Origin of the sequence: Candidatus Hydrogenedens sp. (assembly GCA_035361075.1) — a bacterium.
Taxonomy (GTDB): domain Bacteria; phylum Hydrogenedentota; class Hydrogenedentia; order Hydrogenedentales; family Hydrogenedentaceae; genus Hydrogenedens.
Map to the genome: position 1 here is coordinate 80,429 of DAOSBX010000002.1, position 22,290 is coordinate 102,718.

A 22,290-nucleotide genomic window follows, 5' to 3' on the forward strand; every position below is an offset into this window, starting at 1 on the left:
AACTACTTTCCATTTGTATTTTTTTGTGCATTCATCAGAAGAACTATAAGAATGTATATCCCTAAGATTTGAAGAATAATAAGGACGCTAAAATTAAAATTCAACATAGGAAGGAATAAAGCCCCTATACATGTAATAATTCCAACGAGCCATATAAATTCAACAGCTTGTTTTGATGTCATTCCTAATTCAACAAGACGATGTGAAAAGTGTCTTTTGTCACCTAACATAATAGGTTGTCCACTTCTCCATCGTAGATAAATAACACTAAACGTATCAAAAAGTGGCACACTCAAAATAACTACAGGAGCAAGGATAGCAACACGAGAAGGGGTACCTTCTAAATGAAATGTTCCGAGCACACCAATCGTAGATAGAAAAAAACCACAAAACATGCTACCTGCATCTCCCATAAAAATTCTCGCTGGATTGATATTATGAAACAAAAAACCAGCAACACTACCCGCAAAAATCATTAAAAAGAGACGAATAAGAAACTCATCGTAAGGCTGAATACAAAGGAAAAAGGCAATAGCAGATATAAACGATATTCCTGCACACAGTCCATCCATATTATCTAACAAATTAAGAGAATTTGTTAAAAGGACAATCCATGCTATTGTTATTAAAGATGATAATAACCAATGTGAAAAATAAAACATTTCTATTCGAATTCCAGAAAATACCAATATTAGGGAGGCTAATATTTGACCAGCCAACTTTATCCCAGGACGAAGTGATTTAATATCATCAATCAAACCTAAAATAAAAATGACTACGCTACCTCCTACAATCCCCAAAACCTTTTGAAAAGAACCAGCCCCTAAAAAATCAATAATAGAACTCCCTGGCAAAGCCTCCCTAAAATCTTTCGAAAAAAGATACAAAAGAAAAATAATAAATAGAGAAATATGAAAAGACGCAAATATCCCTACACCTCCAAGTAATGGCGTAGGTTCAATATGAGATTTGCGACCTTGGGGATGGTCTAAAATATTTAATTGTATGGCTACACTTCTACACAACTCTGTTAATATTAATCCTGTTAAAAAAGATATAAATATCGCAAAGGAATATATAAAAGAAAACAAATTCATTTGCCTACAACACTCCGATACAAATCAAATTCCATTTTAGCAGTGTTTTCTATATTGAACTCCTTCTCAACTCTTTCCTTCGCAGTTTTACCCATTTGTATCCTAATTTCTGGATGTTCAAGCAAAAAAGAGATAGCATTGCTTAAACTTATACTGTCATTGGGAGGAACATTAATTCCTGTAATACCGTCAAGATTCGCAAATTCTACTCCGGTGCCAAGTTTAGTTGCAATTACAGGTTTCCCAACGGAATGAGCCTCTATAATTGATAAACCAAATGCCTCACTTCTTGCGATAGATGGAAACACAAATAAGGAACATGCATGTAAATAATTTATTAAATCATCATCACTAATTTGTCCAATGAAAAATACATTATCGCATGAAAGTGATTTTTTTAAATCTTCTAACCTTTTTCGTTCAGGCCCATCACCAGCAATGACAATAGGGACATTAATATTGTTGGCACTTTGAATCAAAACATGAATCCCTTTATAGTAACGATGAACTCCACAAAAGAAAACAAAAGAGGAACCATACTTTCTTTGTATCTCATCAATTTTATTTTTGTCAAAAAATCCAAATTTATTTGTCTCTATCCCAAGAGGAATTGTTTTACATTTGTCTAAATGTTTTGATAAAAAAGGCGAATTATTAGCGTAAACATCACTCGTTGGAATAATTAATTCAGATTTCTTAAGAAAATTATAAAATAAAGGTGAGTATAATTTCATCGTGTATTTTTGTCGAACTACATCACTATGATAACGAACCACATAAGGGATATTCCCGTGATTTAACAAGACAGACAGCTCACCAAGTGGATTTGGAGAATGAATAATGAACAAATCAGGCTTAATATTTCTCAAATATAACGGGAATAATGGTGCAATAGGACTACTTAGAATACGCCCAAGTTCCCCAACAGATATAATCTCAACATTATCAGTAACGGTTCTGGATGTTTTTAGTTGTCTACTACAAACAAGGACAGTGATTTTTGCCCATTGTTTTTGATATTTAACAGACAAAGCGATATGTTTTTCAATACCACCAATAACAGGAGGATAAAAATCTTTATAAACATGACAAATATGCATTGTAATACCACTAATAAAACGAATATTTTTGGGTACCTAAAAATACATTCGGATAATAATTAAACTTGTCAATTTTACCTTCAAATAATAGCTTGGTTGATGGTTGAAATACCTGATATAACTGGCTACACGTAGCACAAACAGGGTTTAAATTACCCGATACATGTTGCCATCTTAAATCTTTATACCTATCACTAAACCAGATAGACTTAAAATCAGACTCATAAATATTACCCATATAAAACTGACGATAACTTAATGTATAACAGCATGGCATAAAATCACCATTTGCTGAAATAGTTGGCTTTTCCCAGAGGTCAAAGCAAGTAACTATACCCTTTCGAGGTGGCAGGGTTTCATCATAGAAATCTAAGTCATGAGGTGGAACGACCTCAAAATCTGGAGAACTCAATGAACGTATAAAGGTTAATATTTCTTCTTTTTCTTTATCTGGCAAGTCAACAATCGTATTATCTACAATTTTAGTCCCGTCTGGAAATTTGATAGTATTAGGAATACCACAAACTATTAAATGCTGAAAACAGAGCATATTAGCACCATGTTCCTTAAAGACTTTTATCATTTCTGGAATTTGACTAACCGTGCTCTTAAATATAACGGCATGTATTGCGATTACAGGCTTATCAGATTTATTCTTCTTCTTAAACTCATCAAGTTTTTTAATATTATTTAATACCCGAGAAAGAGAATGGTTTTTACTCCCAGGACGGATACATAAATAAAGATCAGGGTCAATTGTATCTATTGAAACTGCGATTCTATCATGCTGTATTTTAACTAACATTTCCGCAGTTTCATCGGATAAAATCGTAAAATTAGAGTTAAAATACGTTTCTAAGTTCCGTTCTTTACAAAATTGTATCGCATCTATTAATTTGGGATATAAAATAGGTTCTCCCAAACCTTGAATATGAACACCTTTTAAGTACTTAAATTGATATATTTCATCTACAATTTTATTAAAAACAGGCAAACTCAAATCATAAAATTCTGTAATCTTGTTATATCCATGAGAACAGATAATACATTTAAGATTACAGCGATTTGTAGGCTCTATTTGTAAAATGGTAGGAAAAACTGGAGGATTAACCCACGCTTTAACAATAGACCTTATCTTTGATGGAAGTAAGTACCACATTGCTAATGTTATTACTTTCTAATACCTCATAAAGACCAACTTTAATTTATAATATCACATAACAATATATATACATCTTAATAATAAGAAAGGATATGGTTTGAAAAAAATAAATATACATATTTTACCTGTTAATGAAGTGATAGAGGCAAATGAAGGGAGCAATTTATTAGATATATTGCATAAACAGAACTATAAAATACCGTCATCATGTGGGAGAAAAGGAATTTGCGGAAAATGTCTCGTAGAGGTTAAGGAAAACAACGATAAAAGATTAGTCTATGCTTGTCAATTTAATATAACAAAAGAAATAACGGTATATTTGCCAGATAAATACATACAAACAGAAGGGGAGACCTTTCAATACCAAAAACCTTATTTTATAAACACAACTATTCAACTAAAACCTAATATATATGCTTCAAAACTACTTTTAGACAAACCAGGTTTTAATGATACACGCTCCTATATTAGTCGTATATTCCAAAAAATCGGTGAGAAGGATATCCCACTTTCATTATTAAAAATACTACAAGAAAAAATAAGGGAAAACAATTTTTCAGGAATACTTATATCTTCTGAGAAAAAAATATTAGATTGGCTTTCAGATAATGAATATAAAGGGTGTTATGGAATAGCCATAGATTTAGGAACTACATCTATTGCAATTGAAATTACAGATGTAATTAGTGGCGAAACAAAAGGTGCTATATCAGATTTAAATCCACAAGTTATGTATGGTGATGATGTAATCAGTCGCATTTCTTATGCGATTCATTCAAAAGAAAACTTAAAACAACTGCAAAAAAAGGTTATTGACGGGATAAACAATTTATTGCACAAGTTAACAAATCAAACTGGAATTGATACAAATTGTATTTATGATATTACAATAGCAGGCAATACTACTATGATTCACCTGCTTACAGGAATTAACCCTGTTTCTCTTGGCGAATGTCCTTTTGTACCTGTTATAGATTCAACAATAAATACACATGCAAAAGAATTAGAGATAAATACCCATCCAGAAGCCGAGGTTTACATTTATCCTGCTGTCGGAGGTTTTGTAGGAGGCGATATTGTATCTGGGTTAGTTGCCTTAAACCTATTCAATTACAACAAACCTTTTTTATTCATCGATTTAGGCACAAATGGTGAAATTGTTGTTGGCAATGATGGACACTTGTGGACAGCATCAACAGCAGTGGGTCCTGCTTTCGAAGGTGGAAGAATTCAATGCGGAATGCGAGCAACCATAGGAGCAATTGAACATGTATCCTATGATAATGATGATATACAAATATATACAATAGGGAATGTAAAACCCGTTGGAATATGTGGAAGCGGTTTAATCGATTTGTTAGCAGTCCTCTTAAATTTGGGTATCGTAGATTACTCAGGAAAAATGCTCAACAATGAAAAATTAAGAAATATCATCCCTGATAAAATAAAGGCACGGATAAAATTAAAAAATAATGAAACTGTATTTATTGTAAATGATTATAAAGATATTGACAACGCAATATTTCTATCTGCACATGATGTTCGTCAGTTACAGTTATCATGCTCCGCTATTAAATGTGGAATAAAATTGTTATCTGAGATTGCCAGAATAAACTTAGAAAATATTAAAAAGGTGTTTGTAGCAGGAACATTTGGCTATTATGTTAACCCGAATAATTTAGTCCGATTAGGCTTACTACCCAATGAAGTTAATGTAAATAATATATCTTTCGTAGGGAATACCAGTTTAGCTGGTTCAAAATTGGCTCTAATAAATAAGGACATCAGAAAAAAAGCAAATGAGTTAGCAAAAACAATTAAACATATTGATTTATCAACACTTCCAAACTTTGAAGAAGAATTTGCACTATCTACCTTTTTCCCTACAAATCAAGGATAAAAATCACACAAAATACTGACAAATTCTATTAACACCTTCCTGAAATACCTCCTCCTGCGGTAAAAGGCTAATAACTATATATTTACCATGAGGAAATCGAAACATTGACCCTGGATGAATATATACCCCAGAATATTTTAGAAGATTTAAAACTAATTCTTCATCATTAACATCAATATTTTTAACCTCAACTACAAGATACCAACCACCATCAGGAACAGATAAAGATAAAATAGGATGGGTTGCGAAGGAATTAGTTGCATAACGTAAATTATTCGTTATACGATTTTTTATTTCTGATTGAATCGGGTTAAGGAACTCAAATAATTTAGGTAATGCAGTTTGAACAGGTGTGTTTACAGAAAGAAATGTATCAGCAATTATTTCTAATGCTTCATAAATCTCGTTCTTCATATTTTCAGGCGCAGAAACAAGAATCCAACTTAATTTGAGTTGAGGTAACCCTAATATTTTAGAAATACCATTAAGTGTAAATATTGGAATTTTCTCTGAACTCAAAATGACAGGCTGTTTTGAGGAAAAAGTATAGTCACGGAATACTTCATCAATTATTAATGGTAAACAATATTTTTCCGCAACAGAAATAAGAATATCAATTTCATCAGTACTTAAAATATTCCCAGTGGGATTATTAGGTTGAACGAATAAGATTGCCTTGGTTTTTGTGGTAATGCTTTCTTCTAATGATTTTTGTGAAATACACCATTTAGAATTATCATTACGACTTAAATAATAAGGTACCACATTAACCGTCTCCAAAGATGCTATAAAATCAAGCAATGGGTATGATGGTGCGGGTATTAATACCTCATCATTTGGATTACAAAGTAATTTAAGTAGATAAGAATAAGCCTCAGAAGTCCCAGAAGTTAGAAATAAATCTTCAGGATAAATTGAATAACCATGGTTATTATAATATTCACATATACTTTTTCGAGCTATATCTAAGCCTTTAGGATTGGGGTCATATAACAAAACATTTGCGTCGTTTAATGCTTGAAGTATTTCATACTTCGGATATCTTATACTTGCTTTAGTCGGATTTGATAGGGTTAAATCGTAAATAAGCTGTCCTTTTTCTTTATACGAAAAATACAATTTAGCAATTGGATTAATATCCCCTGATAAATCATAATAATCGAATCGTTTCGATATAAACATATTAGTATCCTTATAAGTATCAAAAATAAAATATATGTTACGATTATAATCTAATAATGTGGAGTTTTTAATATGACAGAATTGATTCCGAAGTTAGCAGGCGTTTGTATTTTATGGAGAAATATAAAAAACAACCCTGAAGTATTACTTATTAAACGTGGTGAAACAATGGAATTTCTACCTGGACACCATGCTTTCCCTGGAGGCAGAGTAGAAAAGGAAGATTGGAATTATTATATCGATGGAAAAGCAGAACAAAAGATAAAAAGTGCTTTTATTGGTGCAATCCGAGAAACATTTGAAGAAACAGGCTATTTCCCTTCCATAATCGATAACAAACAAAAGAAAGATGAATTAAAAAAATTATGGTATGATTTACATAATAGAAAAGTAGGCTTTAATAAAATCATAGATTTCCTCCATCTAAAACTAAATCTTGATGACGTCCCATTTTCAGGTCCTTGGATAACACCTCCAGGATTGCCAAAACGCTTCGAAACGTACTTTTTCTTCATCGAATGGAAAGAAGAATACTTCAAATTAGGTAATATTAGTATAGATGAAGTTGAATCTATATTATGGAATACACCAAAAAATATTCTTCAACAATGGCATGAAAAAAAAGTGTCCCTTTCTACACCTGTGGCATATATATTAGAACAAATTGAATATTTTGGCATTCCAGAAGTATTTCATAATTTAAACATTATTCCTTGGAAAAGAGACGGCTATTCATATTTTCACCCCCGTGCAGGAGTTCATATTTTCCCTTTACCTTGCCCCTTAGATACGTTTTTTAATCAGGTAAATTGTGTAGTTATCGGAAAAGATGAAATGCTCATTATCGACCCTGGTAGTGGTGAAGAACAAAGCACAAAAGAAATGATTTTTTGGCTGGAACATTTTATAAAAATGGGTTCAAAACTTGTCGGTATATGTATAACACATAGCCATATTGACCACATAGGTAGTGCAGAGTTAATAGCCAAACATTTCGAATTACCTATATATGCATCTCCAGAATGTAAAGGAAAAATACCATTTCCAATCGATGGCATCTTAAATAATGGTGATAAAATTATTTTAGGCAAAAATGATATACCCTGGATTATTGAAGTTATTTCAACACCAGGACATACAGAGGGGCATCTATCCTTTTACGAGAATACTACAAAAACTCTTATAGCAGGGGATATTATAAGTTCCGAAGGTCCCGTCCTTATTGACCCTGATGATGGTGGTTCTATGGGGAAATATATGGACTCTATAGGAAAAATTTCAACATTAGATATAGATTTAATTATCCCAGGACATGGTGTTGTCTTATTTTTTATGCCTGGGAATAAAATGATAAAAAAACTAATAGAACATCGTAAATTAAGAGAAGAAAAGATAATCAACCTTATCAAATCAGGAGTAAGTTCAATAAATGAACTTCTTTTAGAAGCGTATAATGACGTCCCTAAAGAAAGACTTCACTTAGCAAAACAACAACTCAAAGCCCATCTCATTGACTTAAAAGAAAAAAATATTATATCTCAACAGTTATTTGATAAATATTTACTTTCTTGAAACCATCAAGTCCAGGTCTTCCAAAAGCGCCTGAAGGTCTTCCTCATGCATTACTTCATCTTGTAGTATTTGCAACACCATATTATAAGTAACAGGGTCGCCATCCTTTGTCTCTTTTAACAACGCATTATATACTTGTATAGCACATTGTTCCCCTTTGATATTTTGTTCTAACAAAGGACGGACATACGGGTCACTCGGTGGGTCATAACCACAATTGGTCAGCTCATACCACTGCTTTGGACTTTCTACTGGCGTTCCACCTAACTGGATTATCCGCTGAGCCAACATATCTGCATGTCTTAGTTCATCTGCAGAATGTTGAATTAATTCCGCCATCACTGCCTCCTTCATCGGTCCTTTTGCAACCTTAGCACCTAACCAATATTGATAATAAGCAAACCACTCATCTGAAAGTGCTTTGTTTAACAAATTGAGTAGTCGATTTAAATCCATGTTAACTATTTCTTTACCTTTTGTACCCATAATTCTTCCTTTCCGTTGTTGCTTTTTTTTGGATATCATTTTTAAATTAAAATAATATCATATTAGAAGGAAAATACCAAACATGTTTCATAGAATATTAGGTATCATTAGCGACACTCATAATAATTATCAACTTGCTGAAAAAGTGTGTTTTATTTTGATAAATGAAAAAAAGGTAAGTACTATCTATCATTTAGGGGATAACTATGAAGATGGTGAATATCTCTCCTCTCTCGGCTTACCCATAAAGATGGTGCCAGGATTATGGTGTGACCAATTCCACGACTGGAAAACACCAAAAATAATTAAAGAGGAAATCTTGAATATTAAAATTGCTTTTGCACATACATTAGAATTGCTACAGAAAAGTGATGCCAGAGATAGTCATATCCTTTGTTTTGGACATACACATACGCCAATCATTAAAATAGAAGAGGACAAAGTCTTGTTTAACCCTGGCCATTTAAAGAAAAATATAGACTTAGGTAAAGAAGCAAGCTTTGGCATTATCGAGCTTACTCAGGAAAGTGCGATATTTGAAATTATATCTGCAATTGATGTAAAAAAGATATTAAATAAGGCGCAAGTATCGTACAATAATATTTTGAAAAATAACTAAACTAAACATTTAATATAAGGAGAAACTATATGTTAAACAAATTTATGCTAACGCCAATTATTATTAGCATGACAATTTTGTCAATCCCATGTATGGGACAATCGCCTTTAATTCCAGAAAATCCACGTGTTGAATACTTAAAAAACCCGATAGGAATTGATACAAGTATTCCACGTTTTAGTTGGGTCCTCCCAGCAAAAGGATATAACGTAGAACAAAAGGCATACCAAATTCAAGTATCCAAATCATTAGATGCTTTACTTCAGGATAAGCCAGATGTATGGGATTCGGGAACCGTCGAATCAGCAGAAAATGTTCATATTGAATACGCAGGACCCTCTTTGGAAAGTTTTACAAGATATTTTTGGCGTGTTCGTGTAACATATCAAAACAATGAAACAACACGTTATAGTGAACCTACATATTTCGAAACTGCATTCTTGAATCCACAAAAAGAAATGTCCGCAAAATGGATAAGACATCAAGAAAAAGATGAAGAACCAGTTAAAGACGATAAAAAAGAAGAATGGGAACGCAAAAGAATTTCGCCAATGCTCCGAAAAACTTTTGAAATTACTAAACCTATAAAAGAGGCTCGTGCATACGTTTCAGGTTTAGGATATGTCGAACTGCATATTAATGGACAAAAAGTTGGTGACCATTTATTAGACCCAGCATATACAGTATTCGAAAAAAGGACACTTTATGTAACTCATGATGTTACAAATTTATTAAAACAAGGGAAAAATGCGGTTGGAATGATGTTAGGACATGGTTGGTGGAAAAAAACATGTGGCGGTTGGCTTGAATTACGTATCCTTTGTGAAGATGGTTCAGTAGAAAAAATTATAACTGACGAATCATGGAAAACAAGCACAGGACCTATTGTAAAAGAAAGTCTATATCATGGCGAAACTTACGATGCACGATTAGAAAAAGTAGGCTGGGATACCCCTGATTATGATGATAGCGGGTGGACACAGGCTGTTTTATTTGAACATGTCCCAGAAAAACTCGTTGCCCAGGTTATGCCTCCAATACAGATTGTTCAAAGAATAAAACCAGTATCAATCACTCAACGTAAAGATGGTGGCCCCGATAAAAATGAAGAAGTATATATGGTAGATTTCGGACAAAATATGACAGGTGTCATAAAAATGAAAGTCCAAGGACCCGCAGGAACAAAAGTGAGAATCCGCCATGCCGAACTACTATATGAAGATGGCAGATTAAATGTAGAAAACATACGTAAAGCCAAAGTTACAGATGAATATATATTGAAAGGGGAAGGAGAAGAAGAATACATGCCTCGATTTACTCAGCATGGTTATCGATATGCTGAAGTTACAGGTTATCCTGGAGAATTAACTCCTGATAAAATTGAAGCCCAGGTTTTCCATACAAATTTTGCACGTTCAGGCCATTTTGAATGTGATAACCCATTAATTAACAATATCAGAGACATCGTATTATGGGCTATTCGTGGAAATAATATGAGTATACCGACAGACTGCCCTCAGCGCGACGAAAGAATGGGCTGGATGGGCGATGCACATCTCGCATCCGAAGCAACAATTATGAATTTTGATGTCGCAGCATACTATCAAAAATGGTTATGGGATATTGCAGACTCACAAAGTCCAGAAGGCTATGTCCCAGATACCTGTCCAGCAAATATTTGGGGCGATAAAAAAGGCTCACCCCCTTGGGCAATTGCCTACCCACTAATTACTTGGTATTCTTGGAGATATTATCAAAATCGAAGGGTCGTAGAGTTCCATTATGACAATTTAGTTCGCTGGTTCAAATCTATGGAAAAAGATGAAAAAGACGGTGTGATGGAATACTGCCATTATGGCGATTGGGTAGCACTTGAAAAATCACCTATGGAACCCATCGGTACCGGATGCTATTATTGGACTGCCGTGGTTTTAGAAGAACTCGCTGGCGTACTTGGAAAGCAAGATGACGTCGACTATTTCAAAGCAAAAAAGCAAAAAGTCGCTGAAGCATTTAATGCAAAATACTTTGACAAGGAAAAAGGATATTACCGCTATGGTGAAGAAAAAGGAACGCCTTTTGAAGGAACTCAATTCCAACAGATTTTCCCATTATATCTCGGCATAGCACAAGGCGAATATAAAGAAATGGCATTAAAGAAATTGAGAGAAGAAATCGAAGTTAAACGTAATGGACATCTATATTGCGGTATATTAGGTGCCAAATATGTCTATGACGTTCTGACCGATAATAACATGGTCGACCTCGCCTATAAAGTCGTATTACAAAAAGACTTCCCAAGCTATGGATATATGATTGAGTTAGGTGCCACAACTCTTTGGGAACTATGGGAATACAAAACTGGTCCTGAAATGAATTCACATAACCATCAAATGTTCGGTAGTGTTGTCGATTGGTTCTTTGGTGGAATTGCAGGTATTCGACGCCTACCACAACCAGGTTATAAGTACATTACAATCGCACCAAAACCATGGGAAGGTCCCATCAATTACGCACAAGCATATATTGATACTGTCCGTGGTCGTGTTTTATCACGATGGGACAAAAATAGCGATGGTTCCCTTTCCCTAACAGTAGTAATACCTCCAAATAGTAAAGCTAAAGTCATCGTTCCTAAGAAGGAAAATATGTCCATTAGCGCAAAGCCAGAAGTTACTTCCGTAAGTTCAGAACCGCTTCAAGAAATATTTGAATTAGGTTCAGGAACATATCAGTTCCTTGTAAAATAAAAATAATATAGAGTTTAAATATGCAGAAAGAAGGGGAAGAAATATCTTGTCCTAAAACAAGAGAAATCTTTATAAGTTACTATAATCTCCATCTTGATGGATTAAAAACAAATCTTCCCCTTCTTCTCACGTATAACCCCGATGCTATACATGATGTTAGAGTTGCCACAAGGAGAATGCGAGCGGTACTCAATGAATGTAAAAAGTGGCTTCCCTCAGATATTAAATACACACTTACTACACAACTAAGAACAATAACCCGTTCCTTAAGTAAACGACGAGAATTAGACGTTATACAGCAAGTGTTTGAACATCTTCTGATTAACAATAAAGAAACCTTCTATGAAAATTTTATACTCGATTTTTCCAATTACATTAATAAATTAAGAGAAAATGAAGTTAAGAACTGTTCCATTGCTTATAATACAAGCTTAGAGATTTTAAATTACCCACCACTTGAAGAGCATCTCAAATTTCCATCAGATTTCTGTATCTATCCTTATGCAAAAAAAAGAGTCTTATCAAGTATAACCAAAATAAAAAGAGGAACAAAGTCCATCCAAAATGTAAAATCGCCTATGAATGAAACAGTTCACATATTTCGAATATTAATAAAAAAAATACGATATATGTGGGAAATATATCACTATATTTTTCAATCACCATTGCAAAACTTTTCAGAACACCTAAAAACAACACAAACACTATTAGGCGACTATAATGATTTCAGAATCTTATCCTTATTATTAAAAGACTTCAATAAACAAACAAACCAGGCGTATTCACAAAATATTAGTAAGATAAGGGATGATCTGAAAGAAAAAATGCTGAAAAAAATAAATGAAGCTGAAAATGCTATTGAAAATGTAATAAATACAAAAAACATTAAAAATATTAAACAAGAAATAAAAGAAATTTGTAATACACATATTTGTATCAGTTGACATAATATATATTTAACACAGAAAATAAAATTTAGATTCAGAAATATTTAATATCAATTGATGGGGATAATTTTATAAATTCTTATAGTTATTTTTTCCAAAATCATGTACAATATCAAAAGAATTCGTGGTAAAATAAAAAAATAGGAGAAAAATAAATGTTTCTTTTATTTAATAAATCTGGCGATATAGTAGATTTTGATAAAGAATTTTTAGAATTTACACAAAGATGTCTAAATATAAAGAATACAGATAAAGAGTTATGGAAAAACTTAATTTATGAAGAAGATAGAAACTCTTTTTTATCCACCGTCAAAAAACATCAAAGTCATGAAAATTATAATCCTATTCTGTTTTACAGAATAAAACCGAAACACATAGATAGATTAATTGGTGTCCTTCACATTGGTTTTTCTAAAAAAGCAATAATTAATGAAGAAATTGAACACTTCGCATTACTTTATCCATTTTGCAACAACTATCTTAATCTTTACACAAATTATTCAGATAAAATTCCTATTATATTCCAACCAATTATCCAGAAAGACATCGCTTATTTATTAGCCTTCAAGGGAAAAATACTGTATGCAAATGAAAAGGCATTAAATATTTTAGAATCACAAGAAGATGAAATATACAATACATCACTCAATGATTGGTTCAAAAATTTTTTATTCATTGGTAATAGTAAAAAAATAGAAATAGAAAACTTCCAAAATCCTTCTCTTCTTAAATTAAAAACTAAAACCAACATAAAAAAATATATAAATATCTATTTGTCTAATATTCAAACAAACCATGAACCTATTCATAATATATTCTTTTATGAATTAACATCACTTATCGAAGCTGAAGAAAAACTAAAATTATTTAAATACATCGTCGACCATGCTGGAAACGAATTTTACCTGCTTGACCGAAAAGGTAAGTTCGAATATGTTAATGAATCATCTGCAAAAAGTTTGGGATATGACCTCAATACATTTAGTAAAATGGGTCTCCCTGAAATAGATGTTTTCTATACACCTGAAAATTTTGAGAAGCACTTTCAATCATTAAAAAAAGGTGAAGATAGTCCTTTTACAACCATTCATAAACATAAAGATGGTCATTATGTCCACAAAGAAATCAAATCAGTTTATTTAAAGATTAGTGAAGACAAGGAATATATTTTTGGGTTTGGGCAGGATATAACCAAGAGAAAAATGATGGAGCAGTTTTGGGATAGAGAACATAAATATTCTCGAATTATCCTACAACTCTCACATCAATCTGATAAAAATTCTAATCAATTGCTTGCCGAGTTTTTAGAAAACTCTTTTAACGTTACAAATTCGATTTCTGTATGTCTTATAAGTGATGAAGTCGGAAGAAATTTAGTAGAGACAACAGAAAATGAAAGACATAAAATAGTATATTACGATAAAAACATTAGCAACGAACTGTCAAATACTATTGAAAGATACATCAATGATTTTTTCGATAATGTAAATACGAAAAGATTAACAGAAACCGAGGTAGATTATATAAAAATAATTAATGATGACAATACTCAACATAACATATATTGTGCAATTATCCCTATCACAGATAAAGAAAAAATTAGAGATGCAATTATATTTTTTAGAGAAAACGATACCTTCTCTGATGAAGAGTTAGAGCAATTATATTTCTTCTGTAACGCAGTAGGAGAAATAATAAGAAAACTACAAATAGAGGAACACTTAAAAATAAGGGATAAAATCCTTGAAGCGACTGCAAAATGTTCCTCCTTGCTATTTCTATCGCAAAATTGGGACGAAGCAATCAAAGAAGCATTAAAGATATTAGGAGAATCAGCAGAGGTAAGTAGAACATATATCTTTAAAAACAGAAAGTTAAGTGATGGTTCTTTAGTGACTGACCAAATTTTTGAATGGGTTAATGATAATATAACTCCACAAATAGATAATCCAGAATTGCAAGGATTTAACTATGAAAAAGAAGGATATGGTCGTTGGGCTAATATGTTTTCAAAAGGAGAACCTGTCTATGGTTGTATAAAAAATTTCCCTGAGGAAGAAAAGCGAGTATTAGAACCGCAGGATATAATCTCAATCGCTATAGTCCCCATCTTTGTGTCTGGAAAATGGTGGGGAGTTATAGGTTTTGATGATTGCTTAACTGAGAGACTTTGGACATCAGCAGAAATAAATGCATTAAAAATTGCGAGTGAAATAATTTCTGCAAGCATAGAGAAAAAAACAATTGAACAGAAAATCAAAGAACAAGAAAAAAGATTAAATGCAATAGAACGTCTGTACTCATTAGGTGTCATGGCAAGTGGGATTTCCCATGAAATTAACAATCCATTAGCCATTCTATCCTTAGCTACTCAACATATTCAAAATATATTGAATAATGAAGGAGAGTTAAATAAAGAAAAATTTACATTTTTTGTAGATAAATTACAAAGAAATATAACAAGAATTGATAATATAGTCCAATCATTAAAACTTTTTGTAAGAAAAGATATAGTTGCACCTCTAAAAATTTACAGTCTGGATAAAATAATTAAAGATGCAATTGAATTAACACAACCCAAAATAGAAAAAATAAAAGCAGATTTAAAATATAACAATAAATGTGTAAATGTAAAAATAAAAGCTGTTCCTACACTCCTTACACAAGTATTCGTAAATTTATTGAATAATGCAATCGAAGCAGTTGAAAATAAAGAGAACCCTGAAATTACAATCAATGTGGAAGAAAATGAACTAAATATTATTGTAACAGTAGAAGATAACGGAGATGGAATACCAAAAGAGATACAACATAAATTGTTAGAACCATTTTTCACCACAAAAGATAAAGGAACAGGTCTCGGTTTGCCTTTATCAAAAACAATAATAGAAATCCACAGCGGAAATTTAGAATTTGAATCAAATACACAAAGAACTCGATTTTTTGTAAAGATTCCTAAATTATAAGAAAACAGAAAGGGGGAAAATATGAAGGAACACTCTCCAAAAATAATTATCCTTGATGATGAAATCGATTTAACCGAAATGTTATCCATTGAATTGAAGGATAGAGGTTATGTACCAAAGACTGTTTTTAATCCTAAAGAATTCCTAAAATGTTTCGCTAATGAAATGGCAGATTTGGTCATAATTGATCTGAGGTTACCTGAAATTTTTGGTACAGATATAATTACTATGTTAAAAAATATTAATATAAATATACCTCCGATCATAGTAATAACTGCATATAATGATTATCCAAATTACGTTCTTTACAATCTCGGAGCAGAGGCTATTATCTATAAGCCTTTTGAACTAAAAATGCTCCTGCATAATGTCGAAAGATTACTGACACCATTACCAGAACGATTCCAAATAAACATAGAGAAAATAACCGATTATGAAGGTTGGATTGAAAATTTAGATTCTAAAGAAATACACGATATATTATTAGGAAGAGGAGGATTTTCCCTTATTTCAAGTGAACGTTATAGTATTGGGACGACTGTTCGCTTTACTCTCAATTTTCCGCAATTAAATAATCAACAAGGAGAAGGGATAGGTATTATTAGGTGGAAAATGTCATCACATGAAAGTAAGTTTGTAAATAAATACGGTATAGAATTCGTTAATATAAGTGATATATTACAAAAACACTTGTTAATTTGGATTAACGAAACTAAACCGGTACAATATATACCATACGAATAAAAACTACTTTAAAGAAAAGGAAAAACTTATGAAAAAACTAGTATCAACATTTTTAACCTTCTCTATCCTCATATTTACTTTAACCCATAATTTGGGTTGTCAAACTTATGGAGAAGCAGCAGGTTTAGGAGCAGCATTAGGTGGTGCAACAGGTGCAATTATAGGACATCAATCTGGACATGCCCTTGAAGGTGCAGCAATTGGTGCTGTTCTCGGCGGAATCACTGGTTTAGTTGCTCATGATATAAAAGCAAGAAGAGCAAAATCTGCTGAAGAAACAGCAAAAGAATATAATTACCAACCAACCCAAGGAGAAAAATTACTCTTTGAAAGAACAGAAGTATTACCAAATGTTATAACCCCAGGGAACAAAATAGAAGCAACAATACAGTACGCCCTTTTAGGCACAGGTCCAGGAGGCGTTAATGTTACTGAATCAAGGACCTTATTACAGGGTGAGCGTGTTATCGCAGAGCTGTCTTCTTCAACAGTAAATAGAGGAGATGGTACATGGGTTAGTAGTCAAGAATTCAGATTGCCGTCAAATTTAGCCCCAGGACAATATTCCATACTCACAAGAGTTTCTACAAAATTGTCTTCCATATCAGGCAGTGCGTCTTTTGTAGTGGATTAATAAGAATAGTATGAAAAGCAATATCAATGTTTTTATAAGTTTATTCTTGATTTCTATGGGTTTCCAATCTATGTCACATGCAGATATATATGCTGGTATCTCTAAAATCTCCATAAATCCTATACCACATGGGCTTTCTGTTCAATTGGGTGGTTATGGAGAAAGACAAGGGAAACCAGCATTAGGAACGCATGACGAAACATACGCAAAAGTCCTTGCACTTAAAAATGAAAGTAACGAATACCTATTTTTAGTAACAGTAGATATATGCCATTTGCCATGGAGTCTTGTTGAACATAGTGTTAAGAAGGCAAGTCTGCCTTATGTAACAACAGATAATATTATAATGATGGCAAGTCATACTCACGCAGGACTTGAAGGAATGTCCCTTGATGAACGAAATATTATACAAAACCCAAACATTGGAATATTTGATGAAAAAGTTTTAGATTTTGTTTCGACACAGATTGCAAAAGCAATTCAAGATTCAATAAAAAATTTGTCTCCTGTCACTTTTGCATCAGGCAGAGTTGAAACAAAAGGGTTAAATAGAAACAGAAGAAATAGTGAACTCCCAACCGACCCCTATCTCTCCATTTTACGATTCGATAAAGAAGATAAACCATGGGTTATTTTTGTCAACTTCACAGCCCATGAAACAATAATGACCCCAAAAGAAATGTACCTATCCGCAGGTTATCCAGGCATTATTCAAAGAACTGTAGAAACGTTTATTCCCGACACTGTTTGTATGTTCTCCAACGGTGCTGAAGGTGATGTCGCCCCATTCGGCTATCATGGCGATTCTGCCTGGGAAGCAATGGAAAATTACGGTCTAACCTTATCTAAAATAGTAATAGACCTCATTGGGCAAATGAAACCCGAACCTATTACTAACTTTAAACACCACGTCTTATGGAAAGAACTACCACCAACTCAAGTAGCCCCAGACTTCGTTAAAATCGCAGGTGATGAATACAATGTTTCAGAAGAAATGGCAAGTGCAATGGTAAGACAGTTATTTCCACAAAAAGCACCCTTCCACATATTAATGATTAATGACTCCACAATTATCACATTCCCTGGGGAACCTATTACAGAAATTGGAATGGCAGTAAAACAGCAGTTAATCAAAAAAGGAATAAAGACACCTATTGTAACATCCTTGACTAACGATTTAATTGGCTATATTTTAACAGAGAAAGAATACCATTTAAGTGGCTATGAAGTTACCGCCTCTTTCTATGGACCTAAATTAGGTGATGTTGTCTTAAATACCGCCTTCGAACTTATCGAGAAAATAAAATAAGTACATAGAAAAACAATTTTCCTCTGCTTTTCTATCCATGTGTGCGGACAAATTCTTCCATAAATTGGCTTAATGCTTCACACCCCTCATACGGCATTGCGTTATAAATAGAAGCACGACAACCACCCACTGAACGATGCCCTTTTAGTCCATGGAACCCTTCTTTAGTAGCGTTAGCTATAAATTCCTTTTCTAATGCCTCATCAGGCAAGCGGAACGTCACATTCATTCGTGAACGAGACTCTTTCTGGGCATGTCCTTTATAAAATCCCGTATGTTTATCAATCACATCATACAAAACCTGTGCTTTCTTCTTATTTATCTCTTCCATTTTTTCCAAGCCACCAATATCCTCTAATAACCACTTCAAAACAAGACCTATAATGTAAATACTCCATGTCGAAGGGGTATTATACAGTGAATTATTCTCCACCATCAGCCGATAATCTAACAGCGAAGGAAGTTTTTCTGGTACCAAAGGTAATAGGTCCTCACGAATAATCACCACGGCTATACCCGAAGGTCCTACATTCTTCTGAGCACCCGCATATATCAATGAATATTTTGTAATATCAATAGGACGAGATAAAAAGTCAGAAGACGCATCGCAGAATAAAGGCTTTTCACCTACGTCTGGCTCATTAAAAAATTCTATTCCCTGAATTGTTTCATTTGAAGTAAAGTGCACATATTTAGCATCTGTAGAAATACTTATCTCTGAAGATAAGGGTATTCGCACATAATTCTCAGCCTTTCCAGACCATGCTTCCCTCACAGTACCATGCTTTTTAGCTTCTCCCATCGCCTTAGAAGCCCATGAACCCGTATTTATATAATCTGCCGTCCCACCATTTAGAAAATTCATCGCTAACATTGAAAATTGCATCGTCGCACCACCCGGAGTAAATATAACTTTATATGTGTCAGGCATATTTAACAATTTTTTTAAACAATTTTTAGCATTTTCAAGTATCTCATCAAAAGTCTTTGAGCGATGACTTATCTCCATTATTGACGCTCCAGCCCCAGGATAGACAAGCAATTCTTCCTGTGCTTTCAACAATACTGGTTCAGGTAACATAGATGGTCCAGCAGAAAAATTAAAAACACGTCCCTCTAACATAATCTAATCCTTATTAAGTTAAAGTTGAATTGGATATATATGAAATAGAAAAACGATTTTGAGTAGAATAACGCCCAATATCTATAATTTCAATAATTATATCATATCTGTTTTTCAAATTTAAAAATAAAAAGTAAAATACTATGGATGACCTAAATCAATACAAAAGAGAACCCGTTCCATATATTCCACAAGAACCCTTCTATAAGGGAGTAGATATTGATTCCTTAACTCCAATAACAAGAAATCCAATTCATGTAGTTTTAGATAACCTCAGAAGTGCATACAATGTAGGTTCAATATTTAGAACTAGTGATGCTGGTGCGGTAGAACACATATATCTTTGTGGCATGTCAGCCCACCCACCCCATAAAAAAATAGAAAAAACTGCATTAGGAGCCCACGAATATATCCCATGGAGTTATTATGAAAGGACGAAAGACTGTATCCTTCATATAAAAGAAAAAGAAATCCCCATTGCATCTATTGAAATAACAGAAAATTCCACTTCCTACTTCGACTTTAACTGGCCCAAACCTGTTGCTATCGTTTTTGGAAATGAAGTATTAGGTGTTCAGGAAAAAGTATTAAAAATGTCTGATTATATTATTCATATACCTATGTTTGGTTATAAAAATACAATAAATGTTTCCACCACATTTGGTATCATTCTTTATGATATTTTGCATAAATGGGGAAGAAAAACTTAAATTTTCTCTTTTTTAATGTTCACCCGTTTCCCTGTATTCGCAGATTCGTAAGCAAATACAGTAACTTCTACCGACCTCAAACCATCCAAACCTGTTGAAATAGGGTCACGTCTTTCTTGAATTGATTTAACAAAATCACTTATTAAACCCATATCGGGATTATCACCCCAAAAAGCCCATTCTGTCTTCATAGCAAAATCACTGTAAACGTTTAATTTCTGATTAAAAGCATCGACATACAAGACCCCTTTGGTGCCTACAAATTCTAATGTCACATCACCCCAGGTCGGAAAACTCTTCGGTCTACTCCAACTTGCGATGTGAGATACCTGAATCCCACCTTCCATCTCTAATTGTAAGCAACCAATATCATCCGTGGTTAATGTTTTTTTATGAACCTGATTGCCCAGTTCACAATATACGGACTTAAATTCCTTTCCTGTTATCCAACGAAGAATATCAGCCACATGCACAGTATGATCCATCGTTGCTCCACCACCAGAAAGGCTAATATCACCAAACCAACCACCAGGGTAAAAACCATTATTTGTGCAAGATATTGACAAAATAGTTCCCAATTTACCCGATTCGATATACTCTTTTGCCCTTATAATTGGGGCTAAAAATTTACATGGGAACGCAATACCTAAACCGACACCTTCTTCTCTACATGTTTTTATCATCATCTTAGCATCTTCTATTGTTGTAGCAAGTGGCTTCTCACAAAGTATCCACTTCTTGGCTTCTCCTGCTTTTATTACCATCGGCTTATGATTTACATTTTCAGATGTAATTACAACTCCATCAGTAGGCAGACTTAAAAATTCATCCATACTCTCTACAAATTTTGTATTATATTTTTGAGCCGCATCTTTACCTCTTTCTACATCGTCATCCCAAATAGCTGTTAATTCAACATCAGGCAAAGAACATAAACAATGGGCATAACTATATGCATGTAAGTGAGCAAAACTCATAATCCCTACTTTAATCATTTTTAATCCCTCCTTATAATGAAATAGGTTGCTTAGTTTTTGCTGAACGGAGGCACGCACTAACTATCTCAACAGCCTTCAAACCATCATTTGGCTGAACTTTTGGTGTCTTATCATTTTGTATCCAATCGATAAAATCTTCCCATTCCTTTTGATAAGGACTTTTAATAACAGGACTTTCTGGGACGATAGTGCCAGATATCTTGCCTTGCTGTCTCTGATGTAATTCTAATGCATTTTCCATATTGTCATAATAAATGAGACCATCACTCCCACAAACCTCAACTTTCACCCGAAAACCCGATGGGTGTGCCCATGTCCCTATTACGAGTGCTAAAATGCCATTTTTCATCCGTACCGTAATTTGGGAATAATCTAAGGGAGCACATTTTTTATCAATCAAGTTTTGACAAAATACTGTTTTGACCTCACCAAATACATATCGCAACCAATCTAAGTCGTGAATAAGGCAATCAAATGTAACACCACCACTTAATTTGAAATCACTAAACCAACCTTTAGGTGACATTCCACCACGATACATCTTAACAAAACCAACGTCACCAATTTTTCCAGATTTAATTTGTTCCTGAATAGCCTCAAACTCATGAAAGTACCGAACTACATGACCAACAAATAATTTCACACCTTTTTTCTCAGCCTTATTTACAATTTTTTTACATTCCTCAGTAGTCCTACATAGTGGCTTCTCGCAAAATATATACTTTCCTTTTTTTATTGCTAAATCGAGAATAGGATAATGATATGGAGTTGGTGTTGTTATTACTACAATATCGACATTCTTACTTTGCACCAAATCTTCCCAATTTTTTACATGCTTTGCCTTAAATTCTTTAGCCATGTCTTTAGCTATTCGGCTTACACTGTCCGCACACTGGACGACTTCCAATCCGCAGTTTTTAGCCATAGTAGCATGGAGACGTCCCATCGTCCCACATCCAATAATCCCTACTTTCATAATAAAATCCTCCAG

General features: G+C 33.4%; 18 protein-coding genes. 10 read left to right on the forward strand and 8 right to left on the reverse strand.

Annotated elements, in window-relative coordinates; translation table 11 throughout:
* Nucleotides 1–2: 2 nt before the first annotated feature.
* The 3 genes from PLJ10_00990 to PLJ10_01000 are packed head-to-tail and all read right to left on the reverse strand — an operon-like array spanning nucleotide 3 to nucleotide 3,356.
* Nucleotides 3–1,097, reverse strand: coding sequence for an MraY family glycosyltransferase (locus PLJ10_00990; protein HOK08218.1), 1,095 nt, complete (start codon nucleotides 1,095–1,097; stop codon nucleotides 3–5).
* Nucleotides 1,094–2,197, reverse strand: a complete 1,104-nt coding sequence (locus tag PLJ10_00995) for a glycosyltransferase (protein ID HOK08219.1) — start codon at nucleotides 2,195–2,197, stop codon at nucleotides 1,094–1,096. Before PLJ10_00995 ends, PLJ10_00990 begins: the two co-directional genes overlap by 4 nt.
* 10 nt (nucleotides 2,198–2,207) lie before the next feature.
* Nucleotides 2,208–3,356 carry a radical SAM protein gene (locus tag PLJ10_01000; protein HOK08220.1) on the reverse strand — a complete coding sequence of 383 codons (1,149 nt, stop codon included), beginning with the start codon at nucleotides 3,354–3,356 and terminating at the stop codon, nucleotides 2,208–2,210.
* Nucleotides 3,357–3,456: 100 nt separating this feature from the next.
* On the opposite strand from PLJ10_01000, the gene PLJ10_01005 reads away from it, so the two are divergent.
* A complete protein-coding gene (locus tag PLJ10_01005; GenBank protein HOK08221.1) occupies nucleotides 3,457–5,259 on the forward strand; it encodes an ASKHA domain-containing protein in 1,803 nt (600 codons plus the stop codon).
* 3 nt (nucleotides 5,260–5,262) lie between these two features.
* Here the strand turns inward: PLJ10_01005 and PLJ10_01010 are convergent, their stop codons facing one another.
* Complete coding sequence (locus tag PLJ10_01010; protein ID HOK08222.1) at nucleotides 5,263–6,441, reverse strand: pyridoxal phosphate-dependent aminotransferase; 1,179 nt, start codon at nucleotides 6,439–6,441, stop codon at nucleotides 5,263–5,265.
* A gap of 72 nt (nucleotides 6,442–6,513) precedes the next feature.
* Here PLJ10_01010 and PLJ10_01015 point away from each other — a divergent pair, with 72 nt between their 5' ends.
* Nucleotides 6,514–8,013 carry an MBL fold metallo-hydrolase gene (locus PLJ10_01015; GenBank protein HOK08223.1) on the forward strand — a complete coding sequence of 500 codons (1,500 nt, stop codon included), beginning with the start codon at nucleotides 6,514–6,516 and terminating at the stop codon, nucleotides 8,011–8,013.
* Here the strand turns inward: PLJ10_01015 and PLJ10_01020 are convergent.
* Entirely contained in the window at nucleotides 8,002–8,499 is a 498-nt protein-coding gene (locus PLJ10_01020) for a ferritin-like domain-containing protein (protein ID HOK08224.1), read from the reverse strand. The two genes, PLJ10_01015 and PLJ10_01020, sit on opposite strands and share 12 nt — an antisense overlap.
* 82 nt (nucleotides 8,500–8,581) lie before the next feature.
* Between PLJ10_01020 and PLJ10_01025 the strand changes: the two genes are divergently transcribed.
* The 7 genes from PLJ10_01025 (at nucleotide 8,582) to PLJ10_01055 (ending at nucleotide 18,468) form a co-directional block, all read left to right on the forward strand.
* Nucleotides 8,582–9,118 (forward strand): metallophosphoesterase family protein, encoded by a 537-nt coding sequence (locus tag PLJ10_01025; protein HOK08225.1) that lies wholly within the window; start codon nucleotides 8,582–8,584, stop codon nucleotides 9,116–9,118.
* Between the two features lie 29 nt (nucleotides 9,119–9,147).
* A complete protein-coding gene (locus PLJ10_01030; GenBank protein HOK08226.1) occupies nucleotides 9,148–11,868 on the forward strand; it encodes a family 78 glycoside hydrolase catalytic domain in 2,721 nt (906 codons plus the stop codon).
* 20 nt (nucleotides 11,869–11,888) lie between these two features.
* Nucleotides 11,889–12,812: a CHAD domain-containing protein gene (locus tag PLJ10_01035; GenBank protein HOK08227.1), complete on the forward strand. Its 924-nt coding sequence runs from the start codon at nucleotides 11,889–11,891 to the stop codon at nucleotides 12,810–12,812.
* Nucleotides 12,813–12,970: 158 nt separating this feature from the next.
* Nucleotides 12,971–15,781: an ATP-binding protein gene (locus PLJ10_01040; protein HOK08228.1), complete on the forward strand. Its 2,811-nt coding sequence runs from the start codon at nucleotides 12,971–12,973 to the stop codon at nucleotides 15,779–15,781.
* Between the two features lie 21 nt (nucleotides 15,782–15,802).
* Complete coding sequence (locus PLJ10_01045) at nucleotides 15,803–16,525, forward strand: response regulator (GenBank protein ID HOK08229.1); 723 nt, start codon at nucleotides 15,803–15,805, stop codon at nucleotides 16,523–16,525.
* 28 nt (nucleotides 16,526–16,553) lie between these two features.
* Entirely contained in the window at nucleotides 16,554–17,159 is a 606-nt protein-coding gene (locus tag PLJ10_01050) for a glycine zipper domain-containing protein (GenBank protein ID HOK08230.1), read from the forward strand.
* Nucleotides 17,160–17,229: 70 nt separating this feature from the next.
* Nucleotides 17,230–18,468: a neutral/alkaline non-lysosomal ceramidase N-terminal domain-containing protein gene (locus tag PLJ10_01055; GenBank protein HOK08231.1), complete on the forward strand. Its 1,239-nt coding sequence runs from the start codon at nucleotides 17,230–17,232 to the stop codon at nucleotides 18,466–18,468.
* A 31-nt stretch (nucleotides 18,469–18,499) separates the two neighbouring features.
* On the opposite strand, the gene serC is transcribed toward PLJ10_01055, so the two are convergent.
* Entirely contained in the window at nucleotides 18,500–19,591 is a 1,092-nt protein-coding gene (gene serC / locus PLJ10_01060) for a 3-phosphoserine/phosphohydroxythreonine transaminase (protein HOK08232.1), read from the reverse strand.
* A 143-nt stretch (nucleotides 19,592–19,734) separates the two neighbouring features.
* On the opposite strand from serC, the gene PLJ10_01065 reads away from it, so the two are divergent.
* Complete coding sequence (locus PLJ10_01065; GenBank protein ID HOK08233.1) at nucleotides 19,735–20,301, forward strand: RNA methyltransferase; 567 nt, start codon at nucleotides 19,735–19,737, stop codon at nucleotides 20,299–20,301.
* Here the strand turns inward: PLJ10_01065 and PLJ10_01070 are convergent.
* Together PLJ10_01070 and PLJ10_01075 are read right to left on the reverse strand one after the other, a co-directional pair.
* Nucleotides 20,298–21,296 (reverse strand): Gfo/Idh/MocA family oxidoreductase, encoded by a 999-nt coding sequence (locus PLJ10_01070; GenBank protein HOK08234.1) that lies wholly within the window; start codon nucleotides 21,294–21,296, stop codon nucleotides 20,298–20,300. The genes PLJ10_01065 and PLJ10_01070 overlap by 4 nt on opposite strands.
* Before the next feature lie 13 nt (nucleotides 21,297–21,309).
* On the reverse strand, nucleotides 21,310–22,275 hold the full coding sequence (locus PLJ10_01075) for a Gfo/Idh/MocA family oxidoreductase (protein HOK08235.1): 966 nt from the start codon (nucleotides 22,273–22,275) through the stop codon (nucleotides 21,310–21,312).
* Nucleotides 22,276–22,290 lie beyond the last annotated feature (15 nt).

Coding starts and splice junctions, on each gene's coding strand:
- PLJ10_00990 (HOK08218.1), bottom strand. CDS start 1,097: ATGAATTTGTTTTCTTTTATATATTCCTTTGCGATATTTATATCTTTT.
- PLJ10_00995 (HOK08219.1), bottom strand. CDS start 2,197: ATGCATATTTGTCATGTTTATAAAGATTTTTATCCTCCTGTTATTGGT.
- PLJ10_01000 (HOK08220.1), bottom strand. CDS start 3,356: ATGTGGTACTTACTTCCATCAAAGATAAGGTCTATTGTTAAAGCGTGG.
- PLJ10_01010 (HOK08222.1), bottom strand. CDS start 6,441: ATGTTTATATCGAAACGATTCGATTATTATGATTTATCAGGGGATATT.
- PLJ10_01015 (HOK08223.1), top strand. CDS start 6,514: ATGACAGAATTGATTCCGAAGTTAGCAGGCGTTTGTATTTTATGGAGA.
- PLJ10_01020 (HOK08224.1), bottom strand. CDS start 8,499: ATGGGTACAAAAGGTAAAGAAATAGTTAACATGGATTTAAATCGACTA.
- PLJ10_01025 (HOK08225.1), top strand. CDS start 8,582: ATGTTTCATAGAATATTAGGTATCATTAGCGACACTCATAATAATTAT.
- PLJ10_01030 (HOK08226.1), top strand. CDS start 9,148: ATGTTAAACAAATTTATGCTAACGCCAATTATTATTAGCATGACAATT.
- PLJ10_01035 (HOK08227.1), top strand. CDS start 11,889: ATGCAGAAAGAAGGGGAAGAAATATCTTGTCCTAAAACAAGAGAAATC.
- PLJ10_01040 (HOK08228.1), top strand. CDS start 12,971: ATGTTTCTTTTATTTAATAAATCTGGCGATATAGTAGATTTTGATAAA.
- PLJ10_01045 (HOK08229.1), top strand. CDS start 15,803: ATGAAGGAACACTCTCCAAAAATAATTATCCTTGATGATGAAATCGAT.
- PLJ10_01050 (HOK08230.1), top strand. CDS start 16,554: ATGAAAAAACTAGTATCAACATTTTTAACCTTCTCTATCCTCATATTT.
- PLJ10_01055 (HOK08231.1), top strand. CDS start 17,230: ATGTCACATGCAGATATATATGCTGGTATCTCTAAAATCTCCATAAAT.
- serC (HOK08232.1), bottom strand. CDS start 19,591: ATGTTAGAGGGACGTGTTTTTAATTTTTCTGCTGGACCATCTATGTTA.
- PLJ10_01065 (HOK08233.1), top strand. CDS start 19,735: ATGGATGACCTAAATCAATACAAAAGAGAACCCGTTCCATATATTCCA.
- PLJ10_01070 (HOK08234.1), bottom strand. CDS start 21,296: ATGATTAAAGTAGGGATTATGAGTTTTGCTCACTTACATGCATATAGT.
- PLJ10_01075 (HOK08235.1), bottom strand. CDS start 22,275: ATGAAAGTAGGGATTATTGGATGTGGGACGATGGGACGTCTCCATGCT.